This window comes from Novosphingobium oxfordense, assembly GCF_044029435.1.
Taxonomy (GTDB): domain Bacteria; phylum Pseudomonadota; class Alphaproteobacteria; order Sphingomonadales; family Sphingomonadaceae; genus Novosphingobium.
In genome coordinates this window covers 244248-265087 of sequence record NZ_CP147008.1, presented here as the reverse complement: position 1 = coordinate 265087, position 20840 = coordinate 244248, and the positions used below count along the sequence as shown (strand labels likewise).

The 20840-nt window shown below is 65.4% G+C and carries 18 protein-coding genes; 15 read left to right on the top strand and 3 right to left on the bottom strand.

The features are described from left to right. The first annotated feature begins 20 nt into the window (after nucleotides 1–20). The 13 genes from WBP07_RS24145 to WBP07_RS24085 are packed head-to-tail and all read left to right on the top strand — an operon-like array spanning nucleotide 21 to nucleotide 12353. Nucleotides 21–770 (top strand): enoyl-CoA hydratase family protein, encoded by a 750-nt coding sequence (locus tag WBP07_RS24145; protein WP_395397622.1) that lies wholly within the window; start codon nucleotides 21–23, stop codon nucleotides 768–770. After that, a complete protein-coding gene (locus tag WBP07_RS24140; protein WP_395397621.1) occupies nucleotides 770–1915 on the top strand; it encodes an acyl-CoA dehydrogenase in 1146 nt (381 codons plus the stop codon). Before WBP07_RS24145 ends, WBP07_RS24140 begins: the two co-directional genes overlap by 1 nt. A 14-nt stretch (nucleotides 1916–1929) precedes the next feature. Next, on the top strand, nucleotides 1930–2988 hold the full coding sequence (locus WBP07_RS24135; RefSeq protein WP_395397620.1) for an acyl-CoA dehydrogenase family protein: 1059 nt from the start codon (nucleotides 1930–1932) through the stop codon (nucleotides 2986–2988). Beyond that, complete coding sequence (locus WBP07_RS24130; RefSeq protein ID WP_395397619.1) at nucleotides 2981–4132, top strand: acetyl-CoA C-acetyltransferase; 1152 nt, start codon at nucleotides 2981–2983, stop codon at nucleotides 4130–4132. The genes WBP07_RS24135 and WBP07_RS24130 overlap by 8 nt, the downstream gene beginning before the upstream one ends. A gap of 2 nt (nucleotides 4133–4134) precedes the next feature. Beyond that, a complete protein-coding gene (locus WBP07_RS24125; protein ID WP_395398236.1) occupies nucleotides 4135–4779 on the top strand; it encodes a gamma carbonic anhydrase family protein in 645 nt (214 codons plus the stop codon). Nucleotides 4780–4784: 5 nt separating this feature from the next. Beyond that, complete coding sequence (locus tag WBP07_RS24120; protein WP_395397618.1) at nucleotides 4785–5687, top strand: SDR family oxidoreductase; 903 nt, start codon at nucleotides 4785–4787, stop codon at nucleotides 5685–5687. A gap of 13 nt (nucleotides 5688–5700) precedes the next feature. Next, nucleotides 5701–6756 carry an acyl-CoA dehydrogenase family protein gene (locus tag WBP07_RS24115; RefSeq protein WP_395397617.1) on the top strand — a complete coding sequence of 352 codons (1056 nt, stop codon included), beginning with the start codon at nucleotides 5701–5703 and terminating at the stop codon, nucleotides 6754–6756. Continuing rightward, the gene (locus WBP07_RS24110; protein WP_395397616.1) at nucleotides 6753–7946 is read left to right on the top strand and encodes an acyl-CoA dehydrogenase family protein; all 1194 of its coding nucleotides are present in this window, start codon (nucleotides 6753–6755) and stop codon (nucleotides 7944–7946) included. Before WBP07_RS24115 ends, WBP07_RS24110 begins: the two co-directional genes overlap by 4 nt. Beyond that, the gene (locus WBP07_RS24105; protein ID WP_395397615.1) at nucleotides 7943–8728 is read left to right on the top strand and encodes an SDR family oxidoreductase; all 786 of its coding nucleotides are present in this window, start codon (nucleotides 7943–7945) and stop codon (nucleotides 8726–8728) included. The genes WBP07_RS24110 and WBP07_RS24105 overlap by 4 nt, the downstream gene beginning before the upstream one ends. Further along, complete coding sequence (locus tag WBP07_RS24100) at nucleotides 8725–9186, top strand: MaoC family dehydratase (RefSeq protein WP_395397614.1); 462 nt, start codon at nucleotides 8725–8727, stop codon at nucleotides 9184–9186. Before WBP07_RS24105 ends, WBP07_RS24100 begins: the two co-directional genes overlap by 4 nt. Before the next feature lie 10 nt (nucleotides 9187–9196). Next, nucleotides 9197–9574 carry a steroid Delta-isomerase gene (locus tag WBP07_RS24095; RefSeq protein WP_395397613.1) on the top strand — a complete coding sequence of 126 codons (378 nt, stop codon included), beginning with the start codon at nucleotides 9197–9199 and terminating at the stop codon, nucleotides 9572–9574. Nucleotides 9575–9589: 15 nt separating this feature from the next. Next, the gene (locus WBP07_RS24090) at nucleotides 9590–10792 is read left to right on the top strand and encodes an acetyl-CoA C-acyltransferase (RefSeq protein ID WP_395397612.1); all 1203 of its coding nucleotides are present in this window, start codon (nucleotides 9590–9592) and stop codon (nucleotides 10790–10792) included. A gap of 13 nt (nucleotides 10793–10805) precedes the next feature. Next, the gene (locus WBP07_RS24085; RefSeq protein WP_395397611.1) at nucleotides 10806–12353 is read left to right on the top strand and encodes a FadD3 family acyl-CoA ligase; all 1548 of its coding nucleotides are present in this window, start codon (nucleotides 10806–10808) and stop codon (nucleotides 12351–12353) included. 171 nt (nucleotides 12354–12524) lie between these two features. Here WBP07_RS24085 and WBP07_RS24080 read toward each other — a convergent pair whose 3' ends face one another. Then, nucleotides 12525–13607, bottom strand: a complete 1083-nt coding sequence (locus WBP07_RS24080; protein ID WP_395398235.1) for a glycoside hydrolase family 43 protein — start codon at nucleotides 13605–13607, stop codon at nucleotides 12525–12527. A gap of 339 nt (nucleotides 13608–13946) precedes the next feature. On the opposite strand from WBP07_RS24080, the gene WBP07_RS24075 reads away from it, so the two are divergent. Beyond that, a complete protein-coding gene (locus WBP07_RS24075; RefSeq protein WP_395397610.1) occupies nucleotides 13947–14732 on the top strand; it encodes an SDR family NAD(P)-dependent oxidoreductase in 786 nt (261 codons plus the stop codon). A 95-nt stretch (nucleotides 14733–14827) separates the two neighbouring features. Here the strand turns inward: WBP07_RS24075 and WBP07_RS24070 are convergent, their stop codons facing one another. Together WBP07_RS24070 and WBP07_RS24065 are read right to left on the bottom strand one after the other, a co-directional pair. After that, complete coding sequence (locus tag WBP07_RS24070) at nucleotides 14828–15928, bottom strand: LacI family DNA-binding transcriptional regulator (protein WP_395397609.1); 1101 nt, start codon at nucleotides 15926–15928, stop codon at nucleotides 14828–14830. A 201-nt stretch (nucleotides 15929–16129) separates the two neighbouring features. Beyond that, the gene (locus WBP07_RS24065) at nucleotides 16130–18226 is read right to left on the bottom strand and encodes an alpha-glucuronidase family glycosyl hydrolase (RefSeq protein ID WP_395397608.1); all 2097 of its coding nucleotides are present in this window, start codon (nucleotides 18224–18226) and stop codon (nucleotides 16130–16132) included. Between the two features lie 238 nt (nucleotides 18227–18464). Here WBP07_RS24065 and WBP07_RS24060 point away from each other — a divergent pair, with 238 nt between their 5' ends. After that, nucleotides 18465–20834 (top strand): glycoside hydrolase family 3 N-terminal domain-containing protein, encoded by a 2370-nt coding sequence (locus WBP07_RS24060; protein WP_395397607.1) that lies wholly within the window; start codon nucleotides 18465–18467, stop codon nucleotides 20832–20834. Nucleotides 20835–20840: the final 6 nt, after the last annotated feature.

Below are 20840 nucleotides of genomic sequence, written 5' to 3'. Positions count from 1 at the left end.
ACCGGGGGAGGAGAGAACCCATGCCGATCATTTGCACCATTCAGGACCGGATCGCCGAAATCGTCTTCGACGTGGCGCCGGTCAACGCCTTCGACAGCGAAACCTGGCTCAGTCTGCCCGCGATCATCAACGAGGCGGCGCGCAATCCGGATGTCCACTGCATCCTGATCCGTGCCGATGGGCGCGGTTTCTGCGGCGGCGTGGACATCAAGGAGATGCAGGCTCACCCGGAACGCATCCCGCTGCTCAATCGCGGCAACTACCTGACGTTCAAGGCGATCCATGAGGCTGAAGTGCCGGTGGTGGTTGCCGTGCACAAGTTCGTGATCGGCGGCGGCATCGGCATCTGCGGCGCGTCTGACACGATCATCGCGGCGGACGATGCCTATTTCTCGCTGCCGGAAATCGATCGCGGCGCGATGGGCGGGGCCAGCCACATGTCGCGCATGCTGCCACTCCACAAGGTGCGCGCGGCCTTCTTCACCGGCGGCAATATCCCTGCGCAGGAGGCCTATAGGCTGGGCGCGGTGGAGATGGTCGTCCCGCGCGACCAGCTCGAAACCGAAGCCCGCGCCTTCGCCGCGCGCATCGCCGGCAAGTCGCGCAAGGCGCTGGTGATCGCCAAGGAAGCGCTGAACGGCCTGGAAGCGCGCGACGTCGATCGCGGTTACCGCTGGGAGCAGGGCTTCACGCTCGAAATGTACATGCATGAGGACAGCCAGAAGTCGCGCGATGCCTTCGTGGAAACCGGCAAGGCGGCCTCGTTCTGATGGACCTGTCCTACACTCCCGCCCAAGAGGCGTTTCGCGCCGAGGTGCGTGGCTGGCTCGAAGCGAACGTGCCTGCAAAACCGCTCGAACACTTCGACGCCACGCGCGAAGGGTTCGAGGCGCATCGCGACTGGGAACGCACGCTGAAGTCCGGCGACTGGGGCATGGTCACCTGGCCCAAGGAATACGGCGGACGCGGGCTGGACCTGATCGAGTGGCTGATCTTCGAGGAGGAATATTACCGTGCCGGCGCACCGGGCCGGGTCAACCAGAACGGCATCTTCCTGCTCGGCCCCACGTTGATCGAATTCGGCACCCCCGAACAGAAGCAGCGCTTCCTGCCGCCGATGGCATCGGGTGAGGAAATCTGGGCGCAGGCCTGGTCCGAACCGCAGGCCGGGTCCGACCTTGCGGGCGTGCGCGCCACGGCCACGAGGGACGGCGACGACTATGTGCTGAACGGCCACAAGATCTGGTCCAGCCGCGCGGTCTTTGCAGACTGGGCCTTCGGCCTGTTCCGCGAACCGGGCAGCGAGCGGCACAAGGGGATGAGCCTGATCTTCTTCCCGCTCGACGCGCCGGGGGTGACGGTCAACGCCATCCGCAAGATCAACGGCCACGTCGGCTTTGCCGAGATCTTCCTGGAGGACGTGCGCGTGCCCGCCTTCAACCGCCTCGGCGACGAGGGGCAGGGGTGGCACATCTGCATGGCGACGGCGGGTTTCGAGCGTGGCCTGATGCTGCGCAGCCCGGCGCGATACCAGGTCGCCGCCGCCGCGCTCGCCGATCTCTGGCAGGCGCGCAAGGCAGATGCCGATCCGCTGCTCGAAGCCGATGTGGTGCGCGCCTACATGAACGCCGATGCCTATGCGCTGTCGATCTACCAGACCGCATCGCGGCTGATGGCGGGCGCGAAGATCGGGCCGGAGGCTTCCACCAACAAGATCTTCTGGTCCGAACTCGACATCCACCTGCACCAGACCGCGCTCTCGATCCTCGGGCCGGAGGCCGAACTGGTGGTGGAGCCGGGGCAGCACGACTGGCTGGACGATTACATCTTCGCCCTCGCCGGGCCGATCTACGCGGGATCGAACGAGATCCAGCGCAACATCATCGCCGAGCGCATGCTCGGCCTGCCGCGCTGAGGGAGGGCACGGCCATGGATTTCACCCTGAGCGACGAACAGGTCATGTTCGCCGAAACCGCGCGCACTTTGCTCGGCGACACTTGCACGCCCGACCATTGGCGCAAGATGATGGAGCGGGGCGATAATGGCGATCTGGCCCGCTGGGACGCGATTGTCGAGAACGGCTTCACGCTTGTCATGCTGCCCGAAGAGGCGGGCGGCATGGGCCTTGGCGAACTGGACTTCGCGCTGATCGCGGAGGAGGCAGGCTATGTCGCGCTGCCCGAGCCGCTGGTGGAAAGCGCCGGCGTGGCCGCGCCGATGCTGGCGGCCTTGGCACCCGATCATCCGCTGCTGGCTGATCCGGCGGCGACCATTGCCATCGCCCATCCGCTGAACCCGGTAGTCGCCGATGCCGGCCGTGCCGCCGCGATCCTGCTGGAACGCGATGGCCATGCCTTCCTCGCACGGCCCGATCGGGTTCGCCTGACCCCGGCCGAAACCATCGACCCGCTGCGCCGCCTGTCCCACGTGGAATGGGACCCGGCCGATGCCGAGGACCTTGGCCCGGCGGATTGGGATCTCGCGCTGGATCGCGCCGCGCTGTTCGCCGCCGCGCAGGGCCTTGGCCTTGCCCAGCGCGCGGTCGACATGGCGGTGGACTACGCCAAGGAACGCCAGCAGTTCGGCAAGCCGATCGGATCTTATCAGGCGGTGAAGCATCACCTCGCCTCCGCACAGGTCGCTATCGAGTTCGCGCGGCCGGTGGTGCGTGCCGCCGCTGCCGAGATCGGTCACCGCGATGTGCAGGCCCGCGCGCGCGTCAGCCACGCCAAGATCGTCGCGCTGGAAGCGGCCGATAAGGCGACGCGCGCCTCGATCCAGGTGCACGGCGCCATGGGCTATTCCTGGGAAGTCGACGCGCACTTGTTCCTGAAGCGCACGCTCGCGCTGACCCAGAGCTGGGGCACGCCTGCCTTTCACCGCGCGCGCCTTGCCACGCGCCTGTTCACCCAGCCTGTCGGTCCCGACCGGACCTTCGCCCGCGAAGCCCATGCCGACGCGGCCACCAGAGAGATGACCCATGCCTGAAGCCTATATCGTCGACGCCGTCCGCACGCCGGTCGGCCGCAAGAAGGGCAGCCTTGCCCAAGTCCATCCCGCCGATCTTGGCGCGCATCCGATCAAGGCACTGGTGGAGCGTACCGGCATCGATGCCGGGCTGGTGGACGATGTCGTCTGGGGCTGCTGCGACACCATCGGGCCGCAGGCCGGCGATATCGGCCGCACCGCGTGGCTGGCGGCGGGCATGCCGGAGCATGTTCCTGGCGTCACTATCGACCGCCAGTGCGGCTCATCCCAGCAGGCGGTCCATTTCGCCGCGCAGGGCGTGATGTCCGGCACGCAGGACCTTGTCGTCGCGGGCGGCAGTCAGGCGATGAACGCGATCCCGATCTCGGCGGCGATGTTCGCGGGGGCGGCCTATGGCTTCGATAGCCCGTTCCAGGGCTCGAAAGGGTGGGACGCGCGCTATGGCGATGAGGAGGTCAACCAGATCCGCTCGGCCGAGATGATTGCCGAGAAGTGGGGCATCTCGCGCGCGGCGATGGAGGAATTCAGCCTTGCCAGCCACCAGCGCGCGCAGGCGGCGTGGGATGCCGGCTGGTTCGACCGTGAGGTTGCGCCGTTCGAGGGACTGGCAAGGGACGAGACCATCCGTGCTGGCACCACGCTGGAAGGGCTCGCCGCGCTGAACCCGGTGCGGGAGGGCGGCGCGATCACCGCGGGTGTCGCCAGCCAGAACTGCGATGCTGCCGCCGCGATGCTGATCGCCAGCGAACGCGCGGTGAAGGAGTTCGGGTTGAAGCCCCGCGCGCGCATCCATCACATTTCGGTTCGCGCGGCGAACCCGGTGTGGATGCTGACCGGCCCGATCCCCGCAACGCAGCACGCGCTCGCCAAGGCGGGCATGCGGGTGGAGGACATCGACCTGTTCGAATGCAACGAGGCTTTCGCCTCGATCCCGCTCGCCTGGATGAAGGAACTGAACATCCCGCATGAGAAGGTGAACGTGCAGGGCGGGGCGATCGCGCTGGGCCACCCCATCGGCGCGACCGGCGTGCGGCTGATGACGACGCTGCTGGGCGCGCTGGAGCGCACGGGCGGCCGCTATGGGCTGCAGACCATGTGCGAAGGCGGCGGGCAGGCCAACGTCACCATTATCGAGCGGCTGTGACGATGCCCTGTTACGCCTATCAGGGCATCGTGCCGGTCGTCGATCCGACCAGCTATGTCCACCCGCTGGCCTCGCTGATCGGGGACGTGATCGTCGGCCCCGGCTGCTTCATCGCGCCTGGCGCATCGCTGCGCGGCGATTTCGGCCGCATCGTGGTGGAGGGTGACAGCTCGATCCAGGACAGCGTCACCGTCCACGCCAATTCCAACCGGGACACGGTGATCCGCCGGGGCGCGACCATTGCGCACGGGGCGATCATCCACGGCTGCGAGATCGGCGAGAACAGCCTGATCGGCATGAATGCGGTGGTGCTGGACGATGCGGTGATCGGCGCGGAAAACCTCGTCGCCGCACTGGCGCTGGTGAAGTCCGAAACACAAACGCCGCCGCGCAGCCTTGTCGCCGGAAACCCGGCCAAAGTCGTGCGCAGCTTCGAACCGCATCAGGTGACATGGCGCAACGACGGGCAGGGCGAATACCAGCGCCTGGCGCGGGAAGCGCTGACGGGCATCGTCGAAATAACGCCGCTGCCCGCCCCCGAACCCGACCGCCGCCGACTGGTGTCGGAAGCCATTGCCGTGCGCCTGTCCGGCCGCACCGCTGCCGCGCGCGAAGTCCGCGCGGCCCAAACCATCGAACAGGAGTGACTTTCGTGGGTATCTGCGACAACCGTACCGTCATCATCACCGGCGCCGCGCGCGGCCTGGGCCGGGCCTACGCAATCGCCTTCGCGGCGGAGGGGGCCAACGTCGTCGTCAACGACATCGGCACCTCGCTGGGCGGTGACGGGCGCGATACCAGCGCGGCCGACGGCGTGGTGGGGGAAATTCGCGCCGCCGGCGGCAAGGCCGTGGCCAATTACGAGGACATTACCGACTGGGAAGCCGCCCAGCGCATCGTAGGTGCCGCTCTGGACGCGTTCGGGGACCTTCATGTCGTGGTCAACAACGCCGGGATCGTGCGCGATCGCATGTTCGTCTCGGCGACGCTGGAAGAGTGGGATGCGACCATGCATGTCCACTTGCGCGGCCATTTCTGCCTTTCGCGCCACGCGGTGGACTACTGGCGCGGCCAGCAGAAGGCGGGCAAGCCGGTCGATGCGCGGATCATCAACACTTCGTCCGGCGCGGGCCTGCAGGGCTCGATCGCGCAGGCCGCCTACTCGACCGCAAAGGGCGGAATTGCGGCGCTGACGCTGGTGCAGGCGGCGGAACTGGGCCGCTATGGCATCACCGCCAATGCGCTGGCACCCTCGGCTCGCACGCGCATGACCGAGCAGGCCTTTGCCGACAAGATGGCGACGCAGGAAGCCGCGTTCGACGTGATGGACCCAGCGAACGTCGCCTCCACCGTGGTGTGGCTGGGATCGGCCGAAAGCGCGCATGTCACCGGCTGCGTCTTCGAATTGGAAGGCGGTAAGATCATGATCGAGCAGGGCTGGCGCGAAGGGCCCTTCGTCGATCAGGCGGCGCGCTGGCAGCCTTCGCAGGTGGGCGCGGAAGTGGACCGCCTGCTGGCCGAGCGCGCTGCGCCGCGCAAGGTCTGGGGCGCCTGAGGGAGACGGCGCGATGGAATTTGCCCTGACCGACGAACAGGTGATGATCGCGGAGACCGTCCGCGCGTTTTTCGCCGAAAACGCCACCAGCGAGCGCACGCGCGCGGCGATGGAAAGTGACGGTATCGACCGCGCGTTGTGGTCCGCCTTTGCCGGGGAACTGGGGCTTGCTGGGATCGGCATCCCTGAGGACTTCGGCGGGGCCGGGCTTGGCATGGTGGAACTGGCCGTGGTTGCGGAGGCGGCAGGGGCGCAAGTCGCCGCGCTGCCGCTGCTGGGCCATGCCATGCTGACCGAAGCCCTCGTGCGCGGCGGATCGGAAGCGCAGAAGGCCGAATGGCTGCCGCGCCTTGCCGCCGGAGAACTGATCGCGATGGCCGCATGGGATGCCGCTTTCGAGGTGGCGGATGGTGCCGTCAGCGGCACGACTCCCTATCTTCCGCATGGTGCGATGGCCGATGTCCTGCTGCTTCACGCTGGCGGACAGGCTTGGCTGGTCGACCTGAGCGGCGAAGGGGTTACCCGCACTGCACACGTCACCATGGACCAGACGCGTCCGCTCGCGACGGTGACGCTTGAGAGCACACCCGCCGAAGTGTTGGAAAATGGCGCGGCCGCTATCGAAGGTCTTCAGGCTGCGGGTTGGATCTGCCTAGCCGCCGAAGCCTTGGGCGGGGCGCAGGCCAGCCTCGATCGCACGGTTGAATACGCCAAGGAGCGCGTCCAGTTCGGCCGGCCGATCGGCTCGTTCCAGGCCTACAAGCACCGCCTTGCAGACATGATGGTGGAGATCGAGCAGGCCCGCTCCGCCGTATACTGGGCAGCCTGCGCGGTGGACGAGCAGGCCGAGGAAGCCGGGTTGGCGCTCCATGCCGCCAAGGCGTTCTGCGCTGACACCTACTGCATGTGCGCGGGCAATATGATCCAGCTTCACGGCGGGATTGGCTTCACCTGGGAGCATGACGCGCACCTCTTCTTCAAGCGCGCCCGATCGATCGCCACGCTCTACGGCGACAGCCAGTGGCACCGTGAGGAAGTGGCGCGCCTCGTCATGGGAGAACCCGCATGAAATTGGGCTTTTCGAAGGCGGACGAGGCCTTTCGCAGCGAATGCGCCGCATGGCTGCAGGCGCAGATGGCGGGTCCGTTCGCGGATATTCGCGGCATTCCCAACCTCGTCTCCAAGGTCAAGCGTCGGCGCGAGTGGGAACAGCAACTGGCCGCGCACAAATGGTCCTGCATCGGCTGGCCCGAGCAATGGGGCGGCCGCGGCGCGACACTGGCGCAGCAGGTGATTTTCGCGGAGGAATATGCCCGCGCCGGGGCGCCGGGCCGCATCAACCACATCGGCGTCGAACTCGCCGGGCCGACGATCCTTGCTTTCGGGACGGAGGAGCAGAAGGCGCGTTTTCTGCCCGGCATCGCCGATGGCACCGCGATCTGGTGCCAGGGCTATTCCGAACCCAATGCCGGATCGGATCTTGCAAACGTGCGCACCAAGGCGCGGCTGGACGGCGCTGCAGATGGACGAGGGGAATGGGTGGTCAACGGGCAGAAGGTCTGGACCAGCCTTGCCCATTTTTCCGACTGGATCTTCGTCATCGCCCGCAGCGAGGAAGGATCGAAAGGGCCCAAAGGCCTGACCTTCCTGATGATGGAAATGGATCAGCCGGGTATCGAAGTTCGCCCGATCCGCCAGATGAACGGTGAGGCGGAGTTCAACGAAACCTTCCTGACCGACGCGCGCTGCCCGGCGGACAGCCTGATCGGCACGCCCGGCGACGGCTGGCGCGTGGCCATGGGCCTGCTCGCCTTCGAGCGGGGCGTATCGACGCTGGCCCAGCAGATGGGCTTTCGCAACGAGTTGGACGGCATCATCGCTGCCGCACGCGCCAATGGAAAAGACCTTGATCCTGTAATCCGCCAGCGCGTGGCGGAGGCGGAGATCGGCCTTCGCCTCATGCGCTACGGCGCGCTGCGGATGCTCTCCAACGCCGATCATTCCGCCATCGACGGCGCCGCGCTCACTTACAAGATCCAGTGGGCCACCTGGCGCCGCAACCTGGGGGAACTGGCCATGGATGTCCTTGGCCAGGCGGGCGAGATCGCGCCGGGCCATGCCTACGAATGGCCGATGCTGCCCAACCTGTTCCTCTTCAGCCGCTCGGACACGATCTACGGCGGCACCAATCAAATCCAGCGCAACCTGATCGCCGAGCGCGGCCTCGGCTTGCCCAAAGAACCCAGAGGTGACCTGTGACCGTTCCCGTTCCTGCCTATCCCGCGCCCCTCGGGCTTCTGAAGGACCGCACCGTGGTGGTCACGGCCGCCGCCGGCACCGGCATCGGCTTTGCCGTCGCCAAGCGTGCCGCCGAGGAGGGCGCGCGCGTGCTGATCAGCGATTTTCATGAGCGCCGCCTTGGCGAGGCCGCCGACCGCATTGCCGCCGAAGTGGGATGCGCGCGGCCCGAAACGTTCGTCTGCGACGTGACCGTCGAGGAGCAGGTGCAGGCGCTGCGCGATGCGGCGGTATCGCGGCTCGGCTCGGTGGACGTGCTGATCAACAACGCCGGGCTGGGCGGCGAGGTCGACGTGGTCGATATGACCGACGACCGGTGGAGCCGCGTGTTGGACGTGACGCTGACGTCGCTGTTCCGCATGACCCGCGCGTTTCTGCCGGTGATGTATGCGGCCAACAAAGGCGTAATGGTCAACAACGCCTCCGTGCTCGGCTGGCGCGCACAGAAGGGGCAGGCACACTATGCCGCCGCCAAGGCGGGCGTCATGGCCTTCACGCGTTGTGCCGCGATGGAGGCGGCAGAGCACGGCGTGCGCATCAACGCGGTGGCGCCCAGCCTTGCCATGCACCCCTTCCTTGCCAAAGTGACGACCGAAGAAACACTGGCCGAACTGGTCAAGCGTGAAGCGTACGGGCGCCCGGCGGAAGTCTGGGAAGTGGCGAACGTGATGCTGTTCCTGGCCAGTGATCTGTCCTCCTACATGACCGGAGAGATCGTGCCGGTGTCGAGCCAGCGCGCATGAGCGGGCCTGCCATTTTCGAAACGCCTGCCACGCTCATCGGCGCGGAAGGCACGCAACTGGGGCCGACCGACTGGTTTTTGGTCGATCAGGACCGGGTCGATCGCTTCGCCGAAGTGACCGGCGACGACCAGTGGATTCACGTCGATGTCGAGCGCGCGAAGGCAGGGCCGTTCGGCGGCACGATCGTCCACGGCTACCTGACGCTCAGCCTCGTCAACATGTTCCTGCCGCAGATGATAGAGGTGCGTGGGTTCTCCGCCGGTGTGAACGTCGGGATGGACCGCACACGCTTTCTCGCTCCGGTCCTAGTCGGATCGCGACTGCGCGCGCGCGGAGAGATCGTCGCGGTCGAGGAGATAAAGGGCGCGGTGCAATCGACCCTGCGCGTCACCGTCGAGGTGGAGGGCGGCGACAAGCCCGCGCTCGTGATCGACACCATCAGCCGATACTACCCGTAAGGAGAGAAGGATGCCTGATCCCAAGCATATGGAAGCCGCCGTGCACGAATACGTGGCGGCCTTCTCCGCCGGCAGCGCCGATCGCGTTGCCGCGCTCTTTGCCGATAATGCCACTGTCGAGGACCCCGTCGGATCGCCCATCCACGAAGGGTTGGCCGCGATCCATGCCTTCTACACGGGATCGATGGCGACCGGCGCGAAGCTGGCGCTGGAAGGGCCGGTGCGGGTGGTGGCCGACTATGCGGTCTTCGCCTTTTCCGTCCATCTTGAATGGGAGGGCGGGGCCAAGCGGATCGACGTGATCGACAGCTTCCGCTTCGACGATGCCGGAAAGGTCGTCGAGATGCGGGCCTTCTGGGGCCCTGAAAACATGCACGGATTTACCTGAGAGGATATCGAGACAATGCGCGAAGCCGCCATCATTTCCACGGCCCGCACCGGCGTCGGCAAGGCCTATCGCGGGGCGTTCAACGATACCGAGGCGCCGCGCATGGCCGCCCATGTCGTGAATGCCGCCATCGCCCGCGCCGGGATCGATCCCGCCCGCGTGGACGACGTCTACATGGGCTGCGCGAACCAGTGGAACACGCAAAGCTACAACATCGGCCGCCTTGCCGTGCACGGTTCGGTCCTGCCGGACACCACTGCCGGTTTCGCGATGGACCGCAAGTGCTCCAGCGGCCTGAACGCGCTGGCCTTCGCGGCGCGGGGCATCATCGCCGGTGAGATCGACGTGGCGCTTTCGGGTGGCACCGAGAACGTCTCGCTAACGATCGACAAGCACTATCCCAACTTCCGCAACCGTTCGGAATGGGTGAAGGAGCACGATCCCTACGCCTACATGGCGATGATCGAGACGGCAGAGATCGTGGCCGATCGCTACGGCGTCAGCCGTGAGGATCAGGACCGTTTCGCCGCGCTCAGCCAGCAGCGTGCCGCCGCCGCGCAGGAAGCAGGGCGCTTCGATGCCGAGATTGAGCCGATAGCGGTCACCAAGGCGCTGTTCGACAAGGAGGGCAACGAAACCGGCAAGGAAGAAGTCCTGCTAGCAAAGGACGAAGGCATCCGCGCCGGCACGACGTTCGAGAAGCTGAGCGAATTGAAGCCGGTGTTCAAGAACGGGGAGGTCGTGAAGGAAGGCCGCCACGTGACGGCAGGCAATGCCAGCCAGCTTTCGGACGGCGCATCGGCACAGATCGTCATGGATCTTGCGACGGCGCAGAAGGAAGGGGTGCCGGTGCTGGGTCTCTATCGCGGTTTCCAGGTCGCGGGCTGCGGGGCGGACGAGATGGGCATCGGCCCGGTCTTCGCGATCCCCAAGCTGCTCGAACGCAATGGCCTGAAGATCGATGACATCGGCCTTTGGGAGATCAACGAGGCCTTCGCCAGCCAGGCGATCTATTGCCAGCGCGAGCTGGGCATCGATCCGGACAAGCTGAACGTCAATGGCGGCGGCATCGCCATCGGGCATCCGTTTGCGATGACCGGTTCGCGTCTCGTCGGCCATGCGCTGATCGAGGGCAAGCGGCGCGGCGTGAAATACGTCGTCGTCTCCATGTGCGTGGCGGGCGGCATGGGCGCTGCCGGCCTGTTCGAACTGGCCTGAGGACTACGCTGGCATGACGGAAGAGATGGGAATCTGGCCAGAGACGATCCCCGGCGCAGCGGCTGCGGCGGCCGCGCGCTGGCCGGATCGCGCCGGGCTGATCGTGGGCGATCGGCAATGGACTTTCGCCGAGCTATGGACCGATGCCCGCGCCGCAGCCTCCGCCATCATGGCAAGCGGCGTGGGCCAGGGCGACCGCGTGGCGATCTGGGCACCCAACACGCGCGAATGGATCCTTGCCGCGCTGGCGACGCATGTCGCCGGGGCGACCGTGGTGCCGCTCAACACCCGCTTCAAGGGTACGGAGGCGGGAGAGATCCTGCGCCGTGCCAAGGTGCGGATGCTGTTCGCGCCGGGCGATTTCCTGGGGCAGGACTTTGCGGACCTGATCGCGGGTGAGGATCTGCCTGACCTCGCCGAAACGGTCCGCATCGACAGCGGCTGGGATGCCTTCGTCGCGCGGGGTAGCGGCGCGGAAGACCCGGCAGTCGATGTCGCGATGGCGCGCCTGACGGGGGATCACATCAGCGACGTGATCTTCACCTCCGGCACCACCGGCCGGCCCAAGGGCGCACTGACCGCGCATCGGCAGGCGATCCAGATCTTCGGCGACTGGTCCGTCCGCGTCGACTTGCGAGAGGGTGATCGCTACCTGATCGTCAACCCGTTCTTCCATACCTTCGGCTACAAGGCGGGGTGGGTGCCCTGTCTGCTGCGCGGCGCGACCATCGTGCCGATGGCTACATTCGACGTGGGCGAGATGGTAGGCCTGATCGAGACCGCGAAGATCAGCTTCATCCCCGGCCCGCCGACGATCTACCAGTCGCTCTTGCAGGAACTGGCGGGGGATAGGCCGCGCGATTTCTCTTCACTGCGGGTTGCGGTGACCGGCGCGGCGCCCGTGCCGCCGGTGCTGGTGGAGCGGATGCGCGGCGAACTGGGCATGTCGAACGTGGTCAACGGCTATGGGATGACGGAGTGCGGGGCCATCGCGATGACCCGGCAAGGCGACGATGCCGAGACGATCGCGCATACTTGCGGCTATCCGCTGCCGGGCATCGAGGTTCGCTGCATCGACGATGCGGGGCAAGATATGCCGCCGGGCGAGGCGGGGGAGATCCTGGTGCGGGGCCATGCGGTGATGCGCGGTTATCTCGACGATCCGGGCGCCACGGCGGAGGCGATCGACGGCGAGGGCTGGCTGCACACCGGCGACATCGGCACCATCGACGTGCGCGGCTATCTGGCGATCACCGACCGCAAGAAGGACATGTTCATCTCGGGCGGATTCAACGTCTATCCGGCCGAAGTGGAAAAGCTTCTCAATGCGCATCCAGACGTCGCACAGGCGGCGGTAGTGGGGATCGCTGACGAGCGCATGGGCGAAGTAGGCCGGGCGTATATCGTCGCCCGGAATGATGCGACGTTGACCGTGGAGGAGTTAACCTCATGGTCGCGCACGCACATGGCGAACTATAAAGTCCCGCGCAGCTTTGTCTTAGTGCCGCACTTGCCATTGAATGCAGCAGGAAAGGTGCTGAAAAGGGAATTGGCAATTTAGGGGGCGGCCCCCTTCAAATGGGATCGGTTTGGACGTTGTTGCAGGACTGGTCGACATTCCTGCGTTCAGAAACCTGTCCCTGGCCTAAGCTGTCCGCACATGTAGGGCATGAATGCCTCGCCGGAGGGGCGAGGCATTCATGGTATCGTTGTATCGGATCCAAATTTCGGTTCAGTGAGAACCTGTACCGGACTTGGAATCGGACTTGAATGGGTTGATCGTCTGGATGGTCCCATCGGGATTGTAGTGCAGCTCGGTCACCTTCACGTTGCGCAGTCGCGTCTGGCCAGACAACTGCGAATCGGCGTAGAAGATCCACCATTTCCCGTTCCACTCCACGATGGAATGATGCGTGGTCCAGCCCTCTACCGGCTCAAGAATGCGGCCTTGGTAAACGAACGGGCCATAGGGGGAATCGCCAGTCGCATAGGCGAGGTAATGCGTGTCGCCGGTGGAATAGCTGAAGTAGTATTTGCCCTTGTACTTGTGCATCCACGAGGCTTCGAAGAAGCGCCTGTCGTGATCGCCACCAAGAATGGGGTTTCCGCTCTTGTCCAGAATCTGGATCGGGCGCGGCTTTTCGGAAAATTCCAGCATGTCGCCGGTCATCTTGGCGACGCGAGGTGCAATCGCCGGCTTGTCGTCCTGCTTCAGATCGGTCTTTGAGCCATCGGGATCGTAGCTGCCGTTGACGTTGCGCTGCAACTGGCCGCCCCAGATGCCACCGAAGTACATGTAGCTGGCGCCGTCATCATCGGTAAATACGGCCGGATCGATCGAATAGCTGCCGTCGATCGGCTTGGGTTGCGCCTTGAACGGCCCCATCGGATTCTTCGAGGTGGCCACGCCGATGCGGAACGCGCCCTGATGGTCCTTGGCGGGGAAATAAAGGTAGTAAGTGCCGTTTTTGAACGCGGCATCCGGCGCCCACATCTGCTTTTCCGCCCAGGGAACCGCCGATACGTCCAGCGCGACCGGCCCAACGGTGACCGGGCCGCCGATCTTGTCCATCGAGAGGATATGATAGTCCCGCATCTCGAAATGGCTGCCGAGATCGTCTTCAGGCGTGGGCCCGTCGATGTCATGGCTGGGATAGACGTATATCTTGCCATTCCAGACATGTGCCGAAGGGTCAGCGGTGTAGATGTCCTTCACCAGCGGCTGCGAAAGGTAGTCCGAAGCGGGACGCGGTCCCTTGTCGCTTTCGGCATCGGCATTTGCCTGCGGTCCACAGCCTGCGGCAAGCGTCGACAAAATCGCTGCTGCTGGTATCCAATGCTTGATCGCCACGTAACTCTCCCATTTTGTTATAATGGGGTAGCGCTAGCATAAAGCCGGTGCAATCAATTTCGTCTGGCGGGCGGTTTGTCCAGCGGAATGGTCGAGGCGATGATAGGTGCTGATGCGAGCGCGATGCTATTCGCGGCTTGGTATGCACGCGCTGCGCTTCGGGCATCTTTTCCTGTCGGCTCATCTATGCTTCGAAGAAGCCTCTGCAAGGCCATCTTGACGGCCAAGAGCGGTTTATAGATAACGCTACCACACCGCCGAAGGATTAGAGTGGCAATGAACGTTTCTGTCGCTGATAACACTATGCTCACTCAGACTTCTCCCGGCGCGCTGAGCGCCGTCTACCCCGACCTGCAGGACCGCCGCGTGATCATCACCGGCGGCGCCACCGGCATCGGTGCCGGCCTGGTCGAAGGCTTCGTGGCGCAGGGCGCGCAAGTCGTCTTCGTCGATATCCAGGATGCCGAGGGTGAGGAACTGGCCGCCCGCCTGTCGCAGGGCGCGCGCCATGCACCGATCTATCGCCGGCTCGACCTTGTCGACGTCGATGCTGTGCGCACCGCGATCCCGGCGATCGTCGCCGAACTGGGCGGCATCGACGTGCTGGTCAACAATGCCGCCAACGACGATCGCCACCAGATCGAGGACGTGACGCCGGCGTTCTGGGAAGAGCGCATGAACGTCAATCTGCGCCATCTGTTCTTCGCCGCACAGGCCGTGGCGCCCGCAATGCGCGCGGCCGGCGGCGGCGTGATCGTGAACTTCGGTTCGATCTCCTGGCACCTCGCGCTGCCCGATCTGGTGCTCTACCAGACCACCAAGGCGGCGATTTCCGGCCTGACCCGCAGCCTTGCGCGCGATCTGGGCGGCGACAACATCCGCGTCAACACCATCGTTCCCGGCAATGTGAAAACCCCGCGCCAGGAAAAGTGGTACACGCCCGAGGGTGAGGCCGAGATCGTGGCCGCGCAGTGCCTGCCGGGCCGCATCGTGCCGCAGGACGTCGCCGCGCTGGTGCTGTTCCTCAGCTCCGACGGCGCGCGCATGTGCACCGGCCACGACTATTTCGTCGACGCCGGGTGGCGCTGAGCATGGCGCTACCCGGCCGCGCTGCTGCCGGGTAGCGCGCAGGTGCCCACCTTCAAATCGACGTCACGGACGATCTGACGCCGGGCTTTCAATGGTCAATTGTAATTGGATACAGGACGATGCAGCACCGGCCGGCGGCGCGGCGCGGCATCGGACTGGCGGCGCACCAGCCTGTATTCGATCTCGATCCGCTGCTCGCCGATCTCGGCCTTGCGCTTGTTGCGCAGCAGGGTGACGAGCAGTTCCACCGCGCGGCGGCTCATCTCCACGATCGGCTGATGGATCGTCGTCAGTTCGGGCCAGATCGTCGTCGCCAGCGCCACATCGTCGAACCCGCAGACGGTCAGGTCGCCCGGCACGTCCAGCCCGCGCCGATGTGCGATGGCGACGGTGGCGGCAGCCATGTCGTCATTGCTGGCGAAGATCGCCGAGGGCTGATCCTCCAGCGAAAGCAGTTCTTCCGCCGCGTCGAGGCCGGAGCGGTAGGTAAAGTAGCCCTGCGCCACCAGCGCCTCGTCGAAAGCGATGCCCGCTTCTTCCAACGCCTCGCGATAGCCTTCGCGGCGCGCGCCGCTGGCCGAAAGGTCGGGATGGCCGGCGATGAAGCCGATGCGGCGATGGCCCAGGTCGATCAGATGTGCCGTCAATTCGCGCGCAGCGCTGCGGTCGTCGATCATGATCGTGGCGATCCCCTCGTGCGGGGTCGCCGTGCTCACGGCCACGGTCGGCATGTCTGCCTTGCGCAGGATGGCAAGCACCTCGCTCGCCTCGTTCAGCGGCGGCGGCAGGATCACGCCGTGGATGCCGCCCGCCACCATGCGTTCGGCAGCGAGGCCCAGATCCTCTCCGTCCTCCACTTTCTGGACGATGATCTGCACGTCCGACCGCCCGGCCTCCTCCAGACTGCCGACGATGAAGGCGCTGAGAAAGGCTTCCGACGGGTTCGAATAGAGCAGCCCCAGCCGCAGCTGCGATGCCCCGGCCAGGCTGCGCGCGGCGCGGTTGGGCGCATAGTTCAGCTGGGCGATCGCCGCGTTCACGGCATCGCGCGTGGTCTGGCGCACCTTGGGTTCGGAATTGATCACCCGCGACACGGTCATCATCGACACCCCCGCAAGCGCGGCCACATCGGCAATGGTCGGGGCCCCGGTCTGCCGGGATTTCGCGCTGCGGCGTTTGCGCTCACTGTCGGACATGGTGTTTCTCTAGCATTTCTGCGGACGGTGGAAAGCGCACTGATACTATTGCCCGGAATTAATTCCGGACAGGTTTTCGAGTAATAGCCTGATCAGCCACCCGCCACCAACTTTGGGACGCGGGTGGGCTGATTGGGCGTTACGCATTACCATTGTGGGCACGCCCACAAGGACTGCGTCGTCAGGACTTTTAAAAGCGCATCAATGGGGGTGGCCTGGAGCCAGAGGGAATTCCTGCGCCTTGTACCATGCCAGATCATGCTCGGGCGCGGCCACGCCGGAGGGTAGTGGCAGACCGTTTACGGACATCCAGTAGGCCAAACTCGCATCGCGCCACCACTTGGCCTCGTTATGCTGGATCTGCAGGTAGCTGGCGGTTTTCTGCCAGCGCTCAGCATCGACCTTGTCTTTCACGGTTTGCCAGTCGGCCTGCATCTGGGCGACGGTAGCGACGCCGCGATCGTAGTGGGCAACCATTTCTTCCCACAGCGTGCGGCCGGATTTCATCTTCCACCCCCAGGGCAGATGATGGAACCACAGCAATTCGCTCTCGGGAGTGGTGCGCGGATCGGCCAGCATTCGCGCCACGGCGGGTTCGTACTGGGCGATCGCATTGCTGCCCGTCTTCGTACGGTCGAAGCCGATGCCGGCCTTGTCTGCCTTGTGGTAGTAGACCGGGTTCCATTCGGGCCGGGCAAGGTCGCTGATCCACGGGCCGGGGCCGTAGTGGTGGCCCGTGCCCATGAGGTGGGCAAGCCCGAATGGGCCGGTGTAGTCCACGACCGCCTCGCGGGACGACATCATCATCCGCACGGCCGTATCGACCACCAGGGGATCGGTGCCGAAAGTCTGCTGCGCCCATTCGCGCGCGATCTTTTCCGCCGAAAGGGTTGGATCCCAAGCCAGGCGGCCGAAGGCATACCAGTTGGCTTGGTTGAAGGTGGATCCGGACCAGTCGCGGTCGCGCCCGACATTGGCGACACCGGCGATGCCGCTCAGGCGGTGGCCGTAGAGCGAGCCGTCGACCACTTTGGCCACCGTCGATCCTTTGCCCTTGGCCTGGGTGTCGGCGTCCAGCACTTCCTCGAACAGCGGGCCGAGGTAGGCGAGATGCGTGGCGAAGCCGAGGTATTCCTTGGTCAGCTGAAGTTCCAGCATCATCGGCGTTTTCGGCATGGCGCCGAACAGCGGATGGAACGGCTCACGCGGTTGGAAATCGATGGCGCCGTTCTTCACCTGCACCAGCACGTTGTCGGCGAACTTGCCGTCCAGCGGGTGGAATTCGGTATAGGCCTGCTTGGCGCGGTCGTCCGGATCGGTTTCGGCGTAGACGAAAGCGCGCCACATCACGATGCCGCCGTGCGGCGCGACGGCTGCGGCCAGCATGTTTGCGCCGTCCGCATGGCTGCGATGATAGTCGCGCGGGCCGGGTTGTCCTTCGCTGTTAGCCTTAACAAGAAAACCGCCGAAATCGGGAATTTCCCGATAGATTTCATCAGCCTTGGCTTTCCACCACGCTTGAACTTCCGGGTCCAGCGGGTCGGCGGTCTTGAGGTGGCCCAATTCGATCGGTGCGGAAAACCGTGCGGAAAGATAGACGCGGATGCCCCATGGGCGGAACACGTCAGCCAGTGCGGCCGCCTTGGCTATATACGGTGCGGTCAGGCTTTCCGGCTTGGCATTGACGTTGTTGAGGACGATTCCATTGATTCCCAGCGCGGCGTTCGCGCGGGCATAATCGGTATAGCGCGGATCCTTGAAATCCGGCAGCGTCCACCAGTCCCACAAGGACTGGCCCGCATAGCCGCGTTCCACCGAACCATCGAGATTGTCCCAGTGGTTGAGGACGCGCAGGCCGATCTTCGGTGCCGATTGCAGGTCGATGGCGGCAAGGTTCGCACCGGTCTTCTGGGCGCGAATGAGCGCGAAAGCACCGTAGAGGACGGCACGGTCAGTCTTGCCGGTGACGATCAGCGCGGGATGCCCGTCAAGACTGGTTGCCCGTACGATGTACCCTTCTTCGCCCAGCCCTGCGGTGGGCAGGCGTAGCGTGGAAAGTGCCGGATCGTCGATTTTCGCCAGGATAATCGGAAGCGGCGAGGCACCAAGATCCCGGCGAAGCTCGCCGGCGGCGCGCTCCAGGGTTTCCGATTGCCCGATCACGCGAACATTCGCACCGCTGGGCGATGCCGCGGGGGCGAGCCAGAGATTGTAGCCATCGTTGGCAAGGGCCGGTGACGCGCCAATCGTCAATGCGGCCACGCATGCGCCGATGGTCAGAAGCCGTTTCTTCAACACCCGTCCCTGTCTCCCAGATCGTGACCAGTTGGTCGAAATTCAAATTGCGCACCGATGCCATTGACAAGCTTGTTCGTTGTCGCGCACGATAGCGCTACCAAATAAAGTTCGGGGCAGGCAACACTCTTTGTCGCCTGATCGGGAAATGAGCTCAACGGGGCTCGGGATGCAGGATGAGAAAGATGGTTTTTCCGACCTGTCTGTCGTTTGCTGAATCGCATCTGACGGTCGCCATAGCATGATAGCGCGTCGTGAACTGCTACGCTGGAGCGCGGGCGCGTCGTTGCTGGCTTTCATGCCTATGGCCGCGCGCGCGGCGACGCCGCTTTACAAGGACCCCAAGGTCCCCATCGACTTGCGCGTCAAGGACTTGATGGCCCGCATGACGCTGGACGAGAAGGTGGCGCAGCTCATCACGCTGTCGACGCGCAAGCGGGAAGTGATGAACGATTCGCGCGCCTTCGATCCGGCCCTTGCCAGCAAGAACCATCCTGACGGCATCGGCCAGATTGCCCGCCCGTCCGACCGCGGCGGCGCGGCGACGGCAAACAATACCGGCACCGAAGTCACCGGCCGCTGGCGCAAGCCCGCCGATACCATCGCTTTCGTCAATGCCACCCAGAAGTGGGCGCGCGAGCAGACCCGCCTTGGCATCCCGGTGCTGTTCCACGAGGAATCGCTCCACGGCTACATGGCGCCCGAGGCGACCAGCTTCCCGCAGGCCATCGCCATGGCGGGCAGCTTCGACACCGATCTGGTCGAGCGCGTGCAGTCCGTGATCGGCCGCGAAGTGCGCGCCCATGGCTCCACGCTGGCGCTTTCACCGGTGGTCGATATCGCCCGCGATCCGCGCTGGGGCCGTATCGAGGAAACCTTCGGCGAAGACCCCTATCTCTGCGGCGAGATGGGCGTTGCCGCCGTGCGCGGCCTTCAGGGCGAGGGCAAGGAACTGGCCCCGGGCAAAGTCTTCGCCACGCTCAAGCACATGACCGGCCACGGCCAGCCCGAGGCGGGCAACAACGTCGCCCCGGCGCCGCTCGGCCGCCGCGAGCTGCACGATTCCTTCTTCCCGCCGTTCCGCGAAGTGGTGCGCCGCACCGGCATCGGCGCGGTCATGCCTTCGTACAACGAGATCGACGGCATCCCCAGCCACGCCAACCACTGGCTGCTTCAGGACGTGCTGCGCGGTGAATGGGGCTTCGACGGGGCCATCGTCAGCGACTATGCCGCGATCCCCGAACTGGCCACGTTCCACCATCTCGCGAAGGATCTGGAAGGCGCGGCGCGCCTTGCCCTGCACGCGGGCGTGGATTGCGATCTGCCGGACGGAGAGGCCTATCGCACGCTGGCCGATCAGGTCCGCAAGGGGCTGGTGCCGCTTGCCGCCGTCGATTCCGCCTGCCGCCACATGCTCACGCTGAAGTTCCGCGGCGGCATGTTCGAGGAAGCGCCGATCGATCCCAAGGTCTCCGCCAAGCTCACCGCCAATGCCGAAGCCCGCGCGCTGGCACTGGAAGCGGCGCGCAAGTCGATCTGCCTGCTCAAGAACAGCGGTGTCCTGCCGCTGACCGCCGGTGCCCAGAAGCGCATCGCCGTCATTGGCCCGAACGCCAATGTCACCCGCCTGGGCGGCTATTCTTCCGAGCCGCGCACCACCGTCAATCTGGTGCAGGGCATCAAGGCGCGCGTGGCGGGCAAGGCCGAAGTCGTCTTCGCGCAGGGCGTGTTCATCACCCGGAGCGAGGACCGCTCCGCCAACGAAGTGCTGCTGGCGGACCCCGCGAAGAACCGCGCGCTGATCGCTGAGGCCGTGGACGTGGCCAAGGGCAGCGACGTGGTAGTGCTCGCGATCGGCGATACCGAGCAGACCAGCCGCGAAGGCTATGCCCGCAGCCACCTTGGCGACCGCACCGACCTTGACCTGCTGGGCGAACAGAACGAGCTGTTCCTCGCGCTCAAGGCCACCGGCAAGCCCGTGGTCGTGGTCGCGCTCAACGGCCGCCCGCCTTCGTGGCCGACCGTCGCCGCGCAGGCCGACGCCATCCTCGAATGCTGGTATCTCGGCCAGGAAGGCGGCACCGCCATGGCCGAGGCGCTGTTCGGGGACGTCAATCCCGGCGCCAAGCTGCCGGTCACCGTGGTCAAGGACGTGGGGCAGGTGCCCTTCTTCTACAACCACAAGCCTTCGGCCAAGCGCGGCTATCTCTTCACCGAGACCGCGCCGCTCTATCCGTTCGGCTTCGGGCTCAGCTACACCACGTTCACCGTGGGCGCGCCCGGCCTGTCGGCTCCGCGCATCGGCATCTCGGGCAATGTCACCGTCTCGGTGGACGTGACCAATACCGGCGCGCGCGAAGGTGACGAAGTGGTGCAGCTCTATGTCCACGATCAGGCCGCCAGCGTCACCCGCCCGGTGATGGAACTGCGCGGATTCCGCCGCGTCACGCTGAAGCCCGGCGAGACGCGCAGGATCGAGTTCACCCTCGGCCCCGACGATTTCAGCCTCTGGAACGAGGACATGCGCGAAGTCGTGGAACCCGGCCTGTTCGATATCATGGTCGGCGCCAGCAGCGTCGATCTCAAGACAACAACCCTCGAAATCGCCTGAGGATTC